Origin of the sequence: Marinimicrobium koreense, from assembly GCF_003762925.1 — a bacterium.
Classification (GTDB): Bacteria; Pseudomonadota; Gammaproteobacteria; order Pseudomonadales; family Cellvibrionaceae; genus Marinimicrobium; species Marinimicrobium koreense.
Map to the genome: position 1 here is coordinate 2,024,583 of NZ_RJUK01000001.1, position 16,148 is coordinate 2,040,730.

Genomic DNA, 16,148 nt, shown 5'->3' on the forward strand with positions numbered 1-16,148 from the left:
GAGTCGCTTGTTGTCTCCAGGCTGTTTTCAAAGCGCTTTTCCCGACACGATTGTAGATTCCATAACGGACGGTCCGTCCCTCACACTATCGATTAATGGGGTCATTGATCACCCCGCTGGCGCTAGGTTCCCGCTCCGGGCATTTCGAGACCCGAAAAGTCGGCCCAGTGCTTCAGCCACTGCTCACCGAGCGATGTTCCACCCTGCAAGCGCGCGCGCCGGCCGCTTCCATCGACCGTCACTGTAACCCGCAGATCCGGTTCCGGCAAAACCCCGGCGCCCCGCTCTGGCCACTCGATGACGCACACGTCCCCGGCCTTAAAATAATCCCGGATCCCCATATATTCCAGCTCTTCGGGATCCCCGAGGCGATAGAGGTCAAAGTGATTCAGCGTCCGCCCGCCCAACTCATAGGGCTCCACCAGGGTATAGGTGGGACTCTTAACCGCACCTGAATGCCCCAGTCCGCGAAGGAGCCCGCGGCACAGCGTGGTTTTGCCCGCGCCGAGATTGCCCTCGAGAAACACCACCAGCCCGTTCGGCCACTCACGCAGCGCCTCTGCCAGGGAGGCACCCAGATCCAGCGTGGCGCTCTCATCGGCCAGGTAAACCGAACGATGGATCGGCTCAGACATGGCCCGGCTCCGCCTGCAACAATTGGCATAGTGCAGGGATCAGATCCGTGGCCAGCAGGCTGCGCTCGCCCCAGTCACCTACCGCCAGATCCGCCGCTTCCGCGTGCAGTCCCGCACCCAATGCTGCCGCCCGATCCACACTCAACCCCTGCGCCAGAAGGCCGCCCAGGATGCCGCTCAGTACATCCCCCATACCGCCGGAGGCCATGCCGGGGTTACCGGCACTGATCACTTCGAGCGGGCCCTCGGGTGTCGCCACCAGCGATCCTGACCCCTTGAGGATGACGGCGCCGCCGAAACGCTTTTGTAAGGCGGCGACGGCCGCAAAGCGATCGCGTTGCACCTCGCTGGTGACGCTCTGCAACAAGCGCGCCGCCTCTCCGGGGTGCGGCGTCAAAACCCAGTTATCCCGAGCCTCGGCCACGGCGGGCCGCTGCGCCGCCAGCAGATTGAGGGCATCGGCATCAAGGACGAGCGGCAGACCGGATTGGAGAGCCTGCTGCAACATCTGTTCTGACCAGGGCGACTGCCCCAGGCCTGGGCCGACCACCAGCACGGTGGGTCGCGCCAACCAGGGTTCCAGTTCCTGCCCCGAAGTCACCCCGCAGACCATGATTTCCGGACAACGGGTCAGCGCGGGTGCCACATGTTCGGGACGAGTCGCCAGACTGACCAGACCGGCACCGGTTCGAGCCGCCGCCTCGGCGGCCATAATGGCCGCGCCGCCATAGCCGGTGTCACCGCCAATAATCATGACGTGGCCGAAATCGCCCTTGTGGGCATCCACAGCGCGGGCCGGCAGGGCAGCCAGCGCCTCGGCCAGCTCAAACCGGTGGCACTCACCGGGCACCTCCGCGTATACGGCCTCGGGTACCCCCAGGCCGGCAAACACCAACTCCCCGCACAGAGCGAGCCCACGCCCCGTCAGCAGGCCTCGTTTGGCGCCGATGAAGGTCACCGTCAGGGCCGCGCGCACCGCCGTTCCCATTTCCGTTCCGGTATCCGCGTTGAGCCCCGAGGGAACATCCACCGCCAGTACCGGCAAAGCGGATTGATTGATCTGCGCAATCGCCTCGGCATAGGTCGGTCGCACCTCACCGCTGATACCCGTGCCCAGCAGCGCATCGACAATAACGCCCTCCTCGGGCCCGCGTTCTGGTAGGGCATTGACGTCTACGCCTTCCTGCAACGCATAATCCCGTGCCTCGGCCGCTTCTCCGGTGAGTTTTTGCGGATCACCCACGGCGATCACCCGAACCGGAATGCGACGCTGGGCGGCCAGGCCGGCGATGACATAGCCGTCCCCGGCATTGTTTCCGCCGCCGCAGTAAACCGTGATGGCGGCGGGACCAGGAAAGCGTTGCAGCAGTTGCCCAAAGGCGGCTCGCCCGGCCCGTTTCATCAACTGAGCACCCGGAATACCACTGGCAATGGCCCGCTTATCCAGCTGCCGGGTTTGTTCAGAGGTGTACAGAGTGCGGGGAAATTCTGGCGCGTCGACCGACGTCAATTTCATAGAATCCTCAATTTGGTCGCGATATCTGGCAGAATTATACGCGAACTCACCGGAATCCCGTAACGATCTATGCCGCACTCCGTGGACTTTCAACAACTCGCCGACGACATCAAACTGTGGGGGCGGGAGCTGGGCTTTCAGCAGGTGGGCATTACCGATACCCACCTGCAGGAGAGTGAGGCGCGACTGAAGCAGTGGCTCGAGCGCGGCTACCACGGCACCATGAACTGGTTTACCGCCCACGGCGACAAACGCTCCCGGCCACCGGAGCTGCACCCCGGCACCATCCGGGTCATTTCGGTGCGGATGGATTACCTCCCGGCCGATACCGATCAGATCAAGATCCTGAAAGACCCCACCAAAGCCTACATTTCCCGCTACGCGCTGGGTCGGGATTACCACAAACTGATTCGCAAACGCCTGGCGACCCTGGCCAAGAAAATCGAGGCCGCCCTCCCCCCGGAAATGATGGAAGGTCAACAGCGGCCCTTTGTGGACAGCGCCCCGGTGATGGAGAAACCGCTGGCGGACAAGGCCGGACTGGGTTGGACGGGAAAGCACACCCTGATCCTGAACAGCGAGGCGGGCAGCTGGTTTTTCCTCGGAGAACTATTCACCTACCTGCCACTACCGGTGGATCGATCCGAGCAACCCAACCAGTGCGGCACCTGCAGCGCCTGCCTGCAGGTGTGCCCCACCGACGCCTTCCCCGAGCCCTACACCCTGGACGCCCGCCGCTGCATTTCGTACCTCACCATTGAACAGAAGGGACCGATTCCCGAGGAATTTCGCGAGCCCATGGGCAACCGGGTGTTCGGCTGTGATGACTGCCAGGCGGTGTGCCCCTGGAACCGCTATGCCCAACACACCCGGGAACGGGATTTCTCCCCCCGGCACGATCTGGACCGGCAGGACCTGTTGACACTGTTTCAGTGGACCGAAGAGGAGTTTCTGACCCGCACCGAGGGCTCGGCCATCCGCCGAACCGGCTACGAGGGCTGGCTGCGCAACCTGGCGGTAGGCCTGGGCAATGCGCCCTCCGATCCGGACATCATCGCGGCGCTAGAGGCCAGGCGGCCCCTGGCCAGCCCGATGGTCCAGGAGCATATTGACTGGGCCCTTCAGCAGCAGGCTCGACCCAACCGCCGCCGCAAGCGGAAAATTCGCCGAAAGCGCGAATCATAGGTAAAAACAGCGTTATAACAGGGATTTAGATTATAACTATTAGCGCTATTGACCCGATCACCCTGTTAATTTGAGTGATAAACGTGAATAATACGCACCCTTTTTTGAAAACATCGACGATAAAGCGCGTACCGACGTCCGGGCGCCAATAATGACCATCACCCACATCAACCCGAGAGACAGGTAGCAGACTCTATGAAAGAGAAATCCGATATCGGCCTGGTTGGCCTCGCCGTGATGGGCGAGAACCTGATTCTGAACATGGCCAGCAAAGGCTATACCGTGACCGCGTACAACCGCTCCACCGACAAGGTGGAAAAGTTCGTCAATGGCCGCGCCAAAGGCAAAACCATTCGCGGCGCCTCCTCGGTTGAAGAGCTGGTGCAGTCCCTGGCCAAGCCGCGCAAAATCATGTTGATGGTCAAGGCCGGACAGGCGGTAGACGACTTTATCGAGCAGTTGATCCCGCACCTGGACAAGGGCGACATCATCATCGACGGCGGTAACACCCACTACCCGGACACCAACCGTCGCACCGAATACCTGGAAAGCAAAGGCCTGCTGTTTATCGGTACCGGCGTTTCCGGTGGCGAAGAGGGTGCCCTGACCGGCCCGTCCATCATGCCCGGTGGTTCTCCGGCGGCCTGGGAGCACGTCAAGCCCATCTTCCAGGACATCGCCGCCAAAGTGGACGATGGCAGCCCCTGCTGCGACTGGGTCGGCGAAGCCGGCGCCGGCCACTTTGTGAAAATGGTCCACAACGGCATCGAATACGGTGACATGCAGCTGATCTGCGAAGCCTATCAGTTGATGAAAGACCTGGTGGGCATGACCCACGATGAAATGCACGAGGTGTTCGCCGAGTGGAACGAGGGTGAGCTGAACAGCTACCTGGTAGAAATTACCCGCGACATCCTCGCCTATAAAGAAGACGGCGAGCCGCTGGTTGAAAAGATTCTGGACAAAGCCGGCCAGAAAGGCACCGGCAAGTGGACCGGCATCATCGCCCTGGACATGGGTATTCCCCTGACCCTGATCGGTGAAGCGGTCTTTGCCCGTTGCCTGTCCGCCCAGAAAGACGAGCGCGTGGAAGCGTCCAAAGTGCTGAATGGCCCGAAAGTGAAGTTCGAGGGCGACAAGAAAGCCTTTGTGGACGACCTGCGTCAGGCACTGCTGGCGGCCAAGATGATTTCCTACGCCCAAGGTTACGCCCTGATGCGCGAAGCGGCGAAGGAATTCGGCTGGCATCTGAACTACGGTGGCATCGCCCTGATGTGGCGCGGTGGCTGCATCATCCGCTCCGGATTCCTGGACAACATCAAGCACGCCTTCGACAAGAATGGCGATCTGAAGAACCTGCTGATGGATGACTACTTCAACGGTAAAATTGATGCCGCTCAGGACGGCTGGCGCCGCGTGGCCGCTACCGCGATCACCAGCGGTATTCCGGCCCCGGCCATTACCGCCGCCCTGAACTACTTCGACGGCTACCGCTGTGAGCGTCTGCCAGCGAACCTGCTTCAGGCCCAGCGGGACTACTTCGGTGCCCACACCTACGAGCGGGTCGACAAGCCCCGGGGTGAGCACTTCCACACCAACTGGACCGGGCGTGGTGGGGATACGGCTTCTTCCACCTATAACGTTTAAGTCCCGTTTGGGTTACGGCGGATGCGGCCTTTGGCCTTATCCGCCCTACACGACCCTCTAAGCTATGCGTAGGGCGGGTAAGCGCGAAGCGCGCACCCGCCGTTACCGCACTTCATTCCACCACTCAACTCAACCCTCACTCCATCCGAAAAAACGTCTCCCGGTAATGCTTTAACTCCTCAATCGAGTCCTTGATATCGTCCAGGGCCAGATGTGCCCCACTCTTCTTGACCCCCTCGGCCACCTCCGGCCGCCAGCGCCGGGCCAGCTCCTTCACCGTCGACACATCCAGATTCCGGTAGTGAAAATAACGCTCCAGCCTGGGCATACCGCGCACCAGAAAGCGCCGGTCCTGGCAGATGGAATTACCGCACATGGGCGACTTGCCCGCCGGTACCCATTGCTCCAGAAAGGCGATGGTCTGGGCCTGGGCCTCTTCCAGAGAAATGTTGCTGTCTTTCACCCGCTGGGTCAGGCCGGACTGGCCGTGCTGCCTAGTGTTCCAGTCGTCCATGGCCGCCAGTGCCGAATCCGGCTGGTGAATGGCGTACACCGGCCCCTCGGCCAGTACATTCAGATGGGCATCGGTCACAATGGTCGCAATTTCGATGATCACATCCGAATCCGGGTCCAGCCCGGTCATCTCCAGATCGATCCAGATCAGGTTGTTTTCATTGGGTGTGGCAGCATTTGACATACAATCGGTTCCTAGAGCGTGTTTGACGCGAGACTTTATCCAGACAGATAGGGCACAATGCCCGTAATCGCCACCAAGATTAACCCGCAGGCCCGCCGGGAACAACCGGCCGCCTCATTACCGCGCGGAGAACACACGCCCTGCATGAGTAAACGCAAACTGACCCGTCGCCAGAACTGGCGCATCCAGAAGATCCAGGAAGAACGCCAGGCCCGTGCCCAACGCAAGCAGTCGGGCCCCGTGGAGGATCTGGATGAAAACGCCCTGGGGGCGGAACAGGAAGGGTTGGTGGTGACTCACTTCGGTACTCTGGTGCTGGTTGAGGCCAACGGCGAGCGCAAACGCTGCCACTTTCGCAGCAACCTGGGCTCTCTGGTGACGGGCGACCAGGTCGTCTGGCGCGACGGTTCACCCTACGGTGTGGTGGAAGCGGTCATGCCGCGACGCTCCGAGCTGTGCCGCCCGGATCCCTACGGTGACCTGAAAACCGTCGCCGCCAATATAGACCGGGCGCTGATCGTGATTGCACCCTACCCCGAGCCCCACTTCAGTCTTGTGGATCGCTACCTGGTGGCCGCCGAAGCCAGCGATATCACCCCGGCGCTGGTGATCAACAAGTGCGATGCGATTGATGCCCGTATTGTCGACAAGATCAAACGGATGGAATCCCTCTATCGCAGCCTGGGGTATTGGGTCGTGCGAGTCTCCGCCGAGACCGGCGAGGGTATGGACGCGCTGGCCGACTACCTCAAGGACTTCACCAGCGTATTTGTCGGCCAGTCCGGGGTTGGCAAGTCTTCACTGACCAACTACCTGTTGCCGGACGCCGACCTGCGTGTGGGCGAACTCTCCGAGCGTCAGACCGGCAGTCACACCACCACCAATGCCGAGCTGTTCCATTTTCCCGGGGGCGGCCAGTTGATTGATTCCCCGGGGGTGCGGGAGTTCGGGCTCTGGCATATGAGTCGCGATCAGGTACTGGAAAACTTCATCGAGTTTCGTCCTCACCTGGGGCACTGTAAATTCCGCGATTGCGCCCATCAGGGCGAGCCGGGCTGCGCCCTGGAGAAAGCCCTTGAATCCGGCGAGATCAGCCCTCAACGAATGAGTAGTTGTGAACAGATTCTCGACAGTTTGAACTCACCACGCGGCTGAATGCGACAAAGTCCGCATTTTACTATTGAGTCCCGCGTATTCGGCGTTATGCTAACTGAAGACCATGCAGTAACCCGATGCAGTAACCAAAGGAATTTCACTATGGCCGACCTGCCACTGATCATCGAACCCGCTGACCTCGCTCAGCTGCTGAAACAACCGCCGGAAAACCTGCGCATTGTGGATCTGTGCAGCGAACCGAGCTATCAGCACGGTCACGTCGAAGGGGCCCTGCACATTCCACCGCAAATGCTGTTGAGCAATATCCCGCCCGCCCCGGGGCGCATCGCCAGCGTGGAGCAGCTCAATCGGCTGTTTTCCTACCTGGGTCTGACCCCCGATACGCACTTTGTCGTCTACGACGATGAAGGCGGCGGTTGGGCCGGACGCTTTATCTGGACCCTGGACGCCATCGGGCACAAGCATTACTCCTATCTCAATGGAGGGCTGCAGGCCTGGAAGAGCGATGAGCTGCCCCTGAGCCGGGAGATTCCGCAACCGCCCTTTACCGAAGCCCACGTCAGTCTCGACCCGAGCGTTGTGGTGGAAATTCCGGATATCCTCGAGGCGCTGGAAGATCCAAATTTTGTCGTCTGGGATGCCCGGGGACCGTCTGAATACCGGGGCGAAAAAGTGCTCGCCCAAAAGGGGGGGCATATCCCCGGCGCCGTGAATGTGGAGTGGACTCAGTTGATGGACCATCGCAACGGCCTGCGTATCCGCCCCGACGCCGAAGCCTTTCTGGCCAAACAGGGGCTGACCAAAGACAAACGCATTGTCACCCACTGCCAGAGCCATCATCGCTCGGGCTTTACTTATCTGGTCGGCAAGTCGCTCGGCTTTGACATCAAGGGCTATCACGGCTCCTGGTCCGAGTGGGGCAACCATCCCGACACCCCTGTGGAAATCTGATTGAATGTCACGACTGCTCATTGTTGTTGAGTCCGCCCAGGACTGGGCACCCTACTTCCCCAGTGAGCAGGTAATCACCTTTGATGATTACCTGCAGCTGCCGCCGGCGAAAACCAATCGCACCCGGGTCATCAACCTGTGTCGCAAATTCAGCTACCTGAGCAAAGGCTATTACTGCTCGCTGCTGGCGGAAGCCCGGGGGCACTCGGTGATTCCGTCGGTGAAAACCCTGAACGATCTGCGCAATCACAGCAGTTTTTCAGTGATTGCCGAGCAGCTCCACAGCCAGGCCGACAAGTTTCTCACCAAGCTGGCCAATCGCGAGACGAGTACCTTCGAGTTCTGGGTGTTCTTCGGAGAAAGCAGCGTGCCGGAACTGAAAAAGCTTGCCCGGGAACTGTTTGAGCAACAGCCCTGCCCGATTCTCAAGGTCGAACTGAACTGGCGCGGCGGTTGGCGCATCAACAGCCTCAAGGTGGCGCCGGTGCATACCCTGACCGAGCCGGAGCAGGAAGCCTTTGCCAACGCCCTGGATCGTTTCAGTGCGCAACTGTGGCGCAAACCCAAAGCCCAGAAGGTCAGCCGTTACGAAATGGCCATTCTGGTCAACCCGGATGAGAAGCTGCCTCCCAGCGACGACAAAGCGCTGAAGAAATTTGTGAAAGCGGGTAACCGGCAGGGTATCAATGTCGACTTCATCGGCCGCAAGGACATCCGCAAGCTACCCGAATACGACATGCTGTTTATTCGGGAAACCACCAATATTGACCACCACACCTTTCAGTTCGCCTGCCGGGCCGAGGCCGAGGGGCTCGCGGTGATTGACGATCCGCAGTCCATCATCCGTTGTACCAACAAGGTGTACCTGGCCGATCTGTTCAACGCCCGCAAGGTGGATACCCCCACCACCCGACTGATTTCCACCCGCTCCAAAGCCGCGCTCGATAAAGTCGCCGCCGAGCTGGGCTTCCCCATGATCGTCAAAATCCCGGACGGGTCATTCTCCCGGGGCATGGTCAAGGTGGAAGACCGGGAAGGATTGGACCGGGCCGTTACCGAGCTGTTGAAACAGTCCGCCCTTCTGCTGGCTCAGGAGTTCATGTACACCGATTATGACTGGCGCGTCGGGGTGCTGAACGGCAAGCCGCTGTACGCCTGTAAATACTACATGGCCGGCGGTCACTGGCAGATTTACGATCACAACAACACCGTAGATCCCTCCGGGGGCTATCAGACCATGCCCACCTATGAGGTGCCGCGCAAAGTCATCGACACCGCGATCAAGGCGGCGGGGCTGATCGGCAAGGGACTCTACGGCGTGGATCTGAAGCAGAGCGGCAAGCGGGTGGTGGTGATTGAGGTGAACGACAACCCGAGTATCGATGCCGGGGTGGAGGATGAATTTATCGGCGATGAACTCTACAACCTGATCATGCAGGAGTTCATCAATCGGGTGCAGACCATCCGCCGCTTGCGTGAGGCTCTGTAAGCGCCCCAGGTCAACGTTAAGGCAGGATGAGGGTCAGGGTCTCGTCGGCGATCAGTTGGCCGTCAATGGCCAGGGTAATGCGCCAGGGGCCCTGCTTGTTCTCTACCGGCTTCCAGATGGTATCGCCGATAAAGAAATCCCAGTCGTTCTGTTTGATATACACCTCACCGTCGAAGGGTGGCAGGGGGTTGCCGTCTTCATCGGGAATATTCGGGTGGTAGATGCAATACTGCAGCTTGCGGTTTTTGGCTTTTTTGATATTGACGATGTAGCCGAATTCGATATCCAGCTCGCAGGGGATGTCCCGCGTCATTTTGATCAGCTGCGGCAGCTCCTTGGAGTTGGGATCCAGCGGGGTATAGACGCCCCAACTGCGCAGTTTGACTTCCGGTTTTTTCTTGGCCATGGCACCCGAGTAATGGTTGGTTCAAAACCCGAATTGTACCATGGGTGGTTTCAGGGTTTTCGGTTCGTTATTGGGCCTCTGTATCATCACGCCCGGTCAGGCGAGGGGAAGCCCTTCCAAGACACGCCGTAAATACGGTCCCCTTCGCGCTCCCGGCGCTTCGGGACACTTCCCACATCCATGTGGGGCGTCCATGTAGGCTCGAATCGCGGGTCCCCCGCTCCACGGTCTTGGAAGGGCTTCCCCTCACCTGACCTCATCAGGAGAACGACCTTGGGCAAAGGTACCTTAGGGAGGAGTAAGGCAACGGCGGATGCGCTGCGCTTATCCGCCCTACGCAACCTGCACTGCTATCCGTAGGGCGGATAAGGTCGAAGACCGCATCCGCCGTTACCCAGCCGCAGCACTCCGATACGAAGCTCCACAACGACTCAACCCAACACCAACAACCGGTCCCCGGCATTAACGGACTGACCTTCGGCGCGGGAGAGAGAATCCACAACCCCCGCCTCCGGCGCTGCCACCTCAATCTCCATTTTCATCGACTCGAGAATGCACACCACATCTCCGGCCTTCACCTTATCGCCAGGTTTGACCATAAACTGCCAGATATTCCCGGCCACATGACTTTCCACCGCCGTGGCGCCCTCGGGCAACGCGTCCACCTGTTCTTCGGCCGCCTCCTGACCACTGGTGTCGAAATTCATCTGACCGTTATCGATCCAGCGCTGAAGCTCCTCGTTGAACGCACCATTGCGCTTCTTGACGAAGGCATCAATCTCCGACTGGTGCTGCTCGATGAATGCCTCGTAGTCGCTCAGCTTGAAAGTGGTTTCTTCAATGCGCAGCGGGTATTGGCCCTTCGGGAAGTCCCTGCGAATCTGTTGCAGCTCTTCATGGCTGACTTCATAGAAGCGAATCTGGTCGAAGAAGCGCAGCAGCCAGGGGTTGGTGAACTCCCGGGTTTTTCGGTAGCGGTTCCACATCTGCAGCGTGCGGCCGACGAACTGATAACCGCCCGGCCCTTCCATGCCGTAAACGCACAGGTAGGATCCGCCGATGCCCACCGAGTTTTCTGCGGTCCAGGTGCGCGCGGGGTTGTACTTGGTGGTCACCAAACGGTGCCGTGGGTCCAGGGGTGTGGCCACGGGCGCGCCCAAATAGACATCACCCAGCCCCATGACCACATAGCTGGCCTCGAACAGAATCTTCTTCACTTCATCGATGGAGTCCAGACCGTTGATGCGCCGGATAAACTCAATGTTGTCCGGGCACCAGGGGGCGTCCTTGCGCACCGACTGCATGTACTTTTCCGCTGCCTGACGACAGGCCGGGTCATCCCAGCTCAGGGGCAGATGAACAATGCGCGAAGGCACTTCCAACTCGTCGATGTTCTGTAACTTGTGTTCGGCTTTTTCCAGCAGGTCGAGCAGCCGGTCTGTCGACAACTGCTGGCTTTCATAGTGGATCTGCAAAGAGCGGATGCCCGGAGTCATTTCCATAATGCCGTCAACGCCCTGCTCCTGCAGAAAGAGCATCAATGCGTGCGCCCGGAAGCGCAGACGGATATCCAGCTGCAGAGGCCCGTATTCCACCAGCAGATATTTGTCGCCGGACGGTCGATAGACCACCGGCACGCCGGTCTCGTCACCGGAGAGGGTTTTGAGCACCGGAGTGCGGGCAATCAGCTCGTCGATGGCCAAAGGCTGCGCCGGTTCACTCTCGGTCGAGTCCAGTTGCGCCAGTTGGGTCTGTTGTTCCCGCTCCAGGCGATTGGCATCGGCCAGACTCACCGGGACGAACTGCAATTTGTCTCCCGCTTTCAGCTGACCGAGTTTCCACAGGTCGGCCGCGATCACGGTCACCGGACAGACAAAGCCACCCAGGGACGGACCATCGGGGCCCAGGATCACCGGCATGTCCCCGGTGAAATCCACCGTGCCGATGGCGTAGGCGTTGTCGTGAATATTGGACGGGTGGAGCCCGGCTTCACCGCCGTCGGAGCGGGCCCACTCGGGTTTGGGACCGATCAGGCGGATGCCCGTGCGACTGGAGTTGTAATGCACTTCCCAGCGATGCTGGAAAAAGGTGCGCATATCCTGTTCGGTAAAGAAATCCGGGGCGCCGTGAGGCCCGTAGATGACCCGCAACTGCCAGTTGCCGTCAATATCCGGGCGCAGGGCCTCCGGTGCCCTGGAGCTCTGCTCCGACAGTGGTTGCTCCACCAGATGCAACACATCGCCGGTGCGCAAAGCCCGTCCGGCAAATCCGCCAAACTGCCCGAGGGTAAAGGTGGACTTCGACCCCAGGTAATCCGCACACTGAATGCCTCCGGCCACCATCAGATAAGCGCGCGCGCCGCTGGCGACGACTTTTCCGATGGTCAATACCTGCCCCGGCTCGGCGCGCACCACCTGGCAAAACAGAACCGGTTGATCGTCCAGGGTCGCGTGCAAGGCCGCACCTGCGAGAACAAAATCCGTGGCGGTATTGAACTTCAGAGTCGGGCCGTTGAGGGTAATCTCCAGGCCGGCGGTGCCTTCGGGGTTACCCAGCAGACGGTTACCCAGGCGCAGTGAATAATTGTCGAAAGGACCCGAGGGCGGCACCCCGATATCCCAGTAGCCGACCCGTCCTGGAAAATCCTGCACAGTGGTCATGGTGCCCGGTGCCAGTACGTCCATCGTGTGCGGCTGATACGCCAGATCATTCAGAAACCGGGTGTGCACTTCACCGGCGTGGAACTCGGGCGTCGCGATAATACGGCGCACGTAATCGCCATTGGTTTCGATGCCCTCCAGGGTGGTTTGGGCCAATACCTGGTCCAGCGCATCGATGGCCCGGGCGCGATCGTCCTGCCAGACGATCACCTTGGCGAGCATGGGGTCGAAGTACGGCGAAACCGTCAGGCCCGCTTCCACCCAGGTATCGATCCGCAGCGCCTGGCCATCCGCCGGGGGAAAGTCCACGGCGCTCAGCAAGCCTGCGCTGGGCTGGAAATTTTTGTTGGCGTCTTCGGCGTAGAGGCGCGCCTGCAGCGCATGCCCCCGGGGCTTCAGAGAGGCTCCCAGTGGCTTGATATCTCCCAGCTCTCCGGCGGCCTGGCGCAGCATCCAGGCCACCAGGTCCACGTCATAGACCTGCTCGGTCACGCCGTGCTCTACCTGCAGGCGAGTGTTCACTTCCAGAAAGTAGAAGGTGTTTTCACCGGCGTCGTAAATGAACTCCACGGTGCCCGCGTTGCGGTAGTGCACGGCTTCGGCCAGGCGCACGGCGGTGTCGTGCAGCTGTTTGCGCACGGTGTCGGGAATGTTCGGCGCGGGGCACTCTTCGACCACTTTCTGGTTGCGGCGCTGGGAAGAGCAGTCTCGTTCGCCCAGGGCGACGGCGTTACCTTGACCGTCGCCAAATACCTGCACTTCGATATGGCGGGCGGTTTCAATGTATTTTTCGACAAACAGACCATCGTTGGAAAAGTTGTTGGCGCTCAGGCGTTTGACGCTGTCGAAGGCTTTGCGCAGCTCGGCTTCGCTGTAGCAGGTCTGCATTCCGATGCCGCCACCGCCGGCGGTACTTTTCAGGATGACCGGGTAGCCGATGTGCTCCGCCGAGGTGACGGCTTCTTCCAGGTCTTTGAGCAGGCCGGTGCCCGGTAGCAGGGGAACCTTGTTTTCTTCGGCCAGGGCGCGGGCGGTGTGTTTGAGGCCGAAGGCGTTCATCTGTTCGGGGGTGGGTCCGACGAAGGCGACACCGCGCTGTTCGCAGGCACGGACGAAGTCGGGGTTTTCGCTGAGGAAGCCGTAGCCGGGGTGCACGGCCTGGGCCCCACTCTGCTCGATGACGGCGAAGAGTTTTTCCTGGTTGAGGTAGGTCTCGGTGGCGGCGCCTTCGCCTAACGAGTAGGCGTCGTCTGCCAGGGTGACGTGGAGTGAGTCGGCGTCGGCTTCGGCGTAGACGGCGACGGAGCCGATGCCGAGTTCTTTGAGGGTGCGGATGATGCGCACGGCGATGGCGCCGCGATTGGCGATCAGGACTTTGTTGAACATCGCATGGTCTCTCGATGTCGGTGCGGGTCGTCCCGCTTGATTCGTTGCCCTACCGGGTCGTCCCGATGAGGCTATATACAGGTCTGGAGGCTTTCAGTTGAGTCCGGTCTGGAGCGGGTACAACGATTCAAGACACGCCGTAAATACATCCCTGTAGGCTCGGATCGCCGGTCCCCGGCTCCACGGTCTTGAATCGTTGTACCCGCTCCAGACCTCCGTGCCAGCGGAAGTTTGCGTAGGGCGGATAAGCCGCAGGCGCATCCGCCGTAACCCAACGCCCCCCCTAATCCCAAACCAACACCTCAATCGGCGTCGGATCATACCCATTACACGGGTTATTCAACTGCGGACAATTGGAAATCAACACAATGGTGTCCATCTGGGCTTTCAACTCCACGTATTTTCCGGGCGCCGAGATGCCATCTTCGAACGTCAATCCACCGTCCGGGGTGATGGGCACGTTCATGAAGAAGTTGATGTTGTGGGTGATGTCCCGTTTGCTCAGGCCCAGTTCTTCGTGTTCGGCGATGGCGAGCATCCAGCTGTCGCGGCAGGCGTGCATGTGGCGTTTGTCGAGGTCGTAGCGCACGGTGTTGCTTTCGGTGGCACAGGCGCCGCCAAGGGTGTCGTGGCGGCCGCAGGTGTCGGCGACGATGTCGAGCATGACGCGGTTGTAGTTGGAGCGCAGGCGGGTGCCGGCACTCAGGTAGGCGTTGCCCTGTTCGCGGATGGTGTCCATGGCGCTGTAGCGCTCGGTGGGATCATCGGCGCTGTAGAACAGGGTGTCTGCGGCCTGGTTTCCTTCAAGGTCGAGGATGCGCAGGGTCTGGCCGGCCTTGATCACTTTCAGGTAGTAGTCGCCCGCGCCGACGGTGTCGCGGACGCTGGCGTCTTCGGATTTGAGTGTGCTTTCTTTGATCATGGGTGTTCTCCTCTGCCCTGACTCATGCGCCCAGGTAATAGAGACGGTTATTTTCAAAGCCGCGGCGGTTTTCCGGGCGGAAGTTTTTGCAGTAGTCGTCATCGGTCACCGGATCGGCCTGCAGCAGGCGGATGCCCACGGGCTTGCGTGGGTATTCAAGCTCGCGGTTCATTGGGTGCGGGCAGGAGTGAAGCACCACCAATGTGTCCATTTCAAAGCGCAGCAGGACGCGGCTGCCCGCGCTCGAGTGGTTCTCAGCCAATGCCAGGTTGCCTTCGGCATCCGGGGCGACTTTGCTGAACCAGTTGAGGTTGGCGGCCAGGTCTTTCGGGCCCAGTCCGTATTTTTCCAGCTCCACCAGAAAGCTACTGGTGCCGTCCTGATGCCATTGGTTCTGATCATTCTGATAATCGCGCTTGCCCCACTGCTCGGCCACTTGTTGCGCGTTACTGGTGCCGCAGACGGTTTCATGCCAGCCCAGGCTGTCGTCCACGATGGAGGCGAAAATTCGTCCCATGTCTGAATAAAGGCAGTGGCCGCGCGTAAGCTTGAAGGTATGCTGACACTTCAGCGTGTCTGGCGCGTTATAGCGTTCGAGCAGATTTTCCGGGTTATAAAACAACATGCCGACGTTGGCGCCGCCTTCGAGGTCGGTCAGCTCCATGGCCGTGCCGCGCCGCAGGCGCAGGGACCAGTGGCTGGCCGGTGGCAGGGTGTATTCGTACAGAGCTTCATTGGCCATGGTGAAGCGTCTCCTTTTTCTGTTCAGTTTGATTCAGGTTGTCGTCAATGGTTTTCAGTAGGGCTTCATCTGTCTCTCCCACCGGTAGGTCATAGGTTATCCGCGCACCGTAAGCTTCAGGCTCGTGCGGATCGATCCGGTCTTTGTCGAATACCCAGAGGCGGGTGCCAAGGTAAAAGCCCTCTTGAATGTCGTGAGTGATCATAAACACCGTCAGATTCAGTTCCCGCCAGAGTTTGATCACCAGTTCATGCATATCCTTCCTGATTCCGGGGTCCAGGGCTCCGAACGGTTCATCCAATAACAGGATGCGCGGTTGTTTGATCAACGACTGGGCAATGGCCAGTCGCTGCTGCATGCCCCCGGACAATTCATGGGGGTATTTTTGCAGGGCATGGCTCAGCCCTACCGCCTCCAGCATTTCCTCCGCCTTCTTCCGAGCCTGCCGGCGGGCACCCCCAAAAAGACGCGCCATCAGCGGGCTGCGCTCAAACTCCATGGATAGCATCACGTTTTCCAGCGCGGTCATATGTGGGAACACCGAGTAGCGCTGAAACACGATTCCCCGATCTTCACCGGGCTCCGCCACCAGCGGTTTTCCATCGAGTTCGATCATTCCCTGAGAAGGGGACTCGGTGCCCAACAACAATTTCAGAAAGGTGGTCTTGCCGCATCCGGAGGCACCGACAATGGTAATGAACTCACCGCGCTCCACGGTTTTGTTCAGGTTTTCCAGCACCACGGTGTCTCCATAGCGCTTCCACAGTTTGTCAATTTTGATGTAACTCATAACACC

Annotated in this window: 13 protein-coding genes; 5 read left to right on the forward strand and 8 right to left on the reverse strand. The window is 60.0% G+C overall.

Features of this window, described 5'->3' with window-relative positions; genetic code table 11:
* Positions 1-122: 122 nt before the first annotated feature.
* Together tsaE and EDC38_RS08860 are read right to left on the reverse strand one after the other, a co-directional pair.
* Positions 123-635: a tRNA (adenosine(37)-N6)-threonylcarbamoyltransferase complex ATPase subunit type 1 TsaE gene (gene tsaE, locus EDC38_RS08855; protein WP_123638188.1), complete on the reverse strand. Its 513-nt coding sequence runs from the start codon at positions 633-635 to the stop codon at positions 123-125.
* Positions 628-2,151: an NAD(P)H-hydrate dehydratase gene (locus EDC38_RS08860; RefSeq protein WP_123638189.1), complete on the reverse strand. Its 1,524-nt coding sequence runs from the start codon at positions 2,149-2,151 to the stop codon at positions 628-630. The genes tsaE and EDC38_RS08860 overlap by 8 nt, the downstream gene beginning before the upstream one ends.
* Positions 2,152-2,220: 69 nt before the next feature.
* On the opposite strand from EDC38_RS08860, the gene queG reads away from it, so the two are divergent.
* Together queG and gnd are read left to right on the forward strand one after the other, a co-directional pair.
* On the forward strand, positions 2,221-3,336 hold the full coding sequence (queG, locus tag EDC38_RS08865; protein WP_123638190.1) for a tRNA epoxyqueuosine(34) reductase QueG: 1,116 nt from the start codon (positions 2,221-2,223) through the stop codon (positions 3,334-3,336).
* Positions 3,337-3,531: 195 nt separating this feature from the next.
* Positions 3,532-4,983, forward strand: coding sequence for a decarboxylating NADP(+)-dependent phosphogluconate dehydrogenase (gene gnd, locus EDC38_RS08870; RefSeq protein WP_123638191.1), 1,452 nt, complete (start codon positions 3,532-3,534; stop codon positions 4,981-4,983).
* 136 nt (positions 4,984-5,119) lie between these two features.
* Here the strand turns inward: gnd and orn are convergent, their stop codons facing one another.
* Complete coding sequence (gene orn / locus EDC38_RS08875; RefSeq protein WP_123638192.1) at positions 5,120-5,680, reverse strand: oligoribonuclease; 561 nt, start codon at positions 5,678-5,680, stop codon at positions 5,120-5,122.
* Positions 5,681-5,824: 144 nt separating this feature from the next.
* Here orn and rsgA point away from each other — a divergent pair, with 144 nt between their 5' ends.
* The 3 genes from rsgA to EDC38_RS08890 all read left to right on the forward strand — a co-directional run bounded on the left by rsgA (position 5,825) and on the right by EDC38_RS08890 (position 9,236).
* Positions 5,825-6,835 carry a small ribosomal subunit biogenesis GTPase RsgA gene (rsgA, locus tag EDC38_RS08880; protein ID WP_123638193.1) on the forward strand — a complete coding sequence of 337 codons (1,011 nt, stop codon included), beginning with the start codon at positions 5,825-5,827 and terminating at the stop codon, positions 6,833-6,835.
* A 102-nt stretch (positions 6,836-6,937) separates the two neighbouring features.
* On the forward strand, positions 6,938-7,747 hold the full coding sequence (locus tag EDC38_RS08885; protein ID WP_123638194.1) for a sulfurtransferase: 810 nt from the start codon (positions 6,938-6,940) through the stop codon (positions 7,745-7,747).
* Positions 7,748-7,751: 4 nt separating this feature from the next.
* Complete coding sequence (locus EDC38_RS08890; RefSeq protein WP_123638195.1) at positions 7,752-9,236, forward strand: RimK family protein; 1,485 nt, start codon at positions 7,752-7,754, stop codon at positions 9,234-9,236.
* Positions 9,237-9,252: 16 nt separating this feature from the next.
* Here EDC38_RS08890 and EDC38_RS08895 read toward each other — a convergent pair whose 3' ends face one another.
* The 5 genes from EDC38_RS08895 to EDC38_RS08915 all read right to left on the reverse strand — a co-directional run bounded on the left by EDC38_RS08895 (position 9,253) and on the right by EDC38_RS08915 (position 16,142).
* The gene (locus tag EDC38_RS08895) at positions 9,253-9,642 is read right to left on the reverse strand and encodes a DUF3859 domain-containing protein (RefSeq protein ID WP_123638196.1); all 390 of its coding nucleotides are present in this window, start codon (positions 9,640-9,642) and stop codon (positions 9,253-9,255) included.
* 431 nt (positions 9,643-10,073) lie between these two features.
* Positions 10,074-13,688, reverse strand: a complete 3,615-nt coding sequence (gene uca, locus EDC38_RS08900; RefSeq protein WP_123638197.1) for an urea carboxylase — start codon at positions 13,686-13,688, stop codon at positions 10,074-10,076.
* A gap of 283 nt (positions 13,689-13,971) precedes the next feature.
* Positions 13,972-14,610 carry an urea amidolyase associated protein UAAP2 gene (locus EDC38_RS08905; RefSeq protein ID WP_123638198.1) on the reverse strand — a complete coding sequence of 213 codons (639 nt, stop codon included), beginning with the start codon at positions 14,608-14,610 and terminating at the stop codon, positions 13,972-13,974.
* A 22-nt stretch (positions 14,611-14,632) separates the two neighbouring features.
* Positions 14,633-15,352: an urea amidolyase associated protein UAAP1 gene (locus tag EDC38_RS08910; protein WP_123638199.1), complete on the reverse strand. Its 720-nt coding sequence runs from the start codon at positions 15,350-15,352 to the stop codon at positions 14,633-14,635.
* Positions 15,342-16,142 carry an ABC transporter ATP-binding protein gene (locus tag EDC38_RS08915; RefSeq protein ID WP_123638200.1) on the reverse strand — a complete coding sequence of 267 codons (801 nt, stop codon included), beginning with the start codon at positions 16,140-16,142 and terminating at the stop codon, positions 15,342-15,344. Before EDC38_RS08915 ends, EDC38_RS08910 begins: the two co-directional genes overlap by 11 nt.
* Positions 16,143-16,148: the final 6 nt, after the last annotated feature.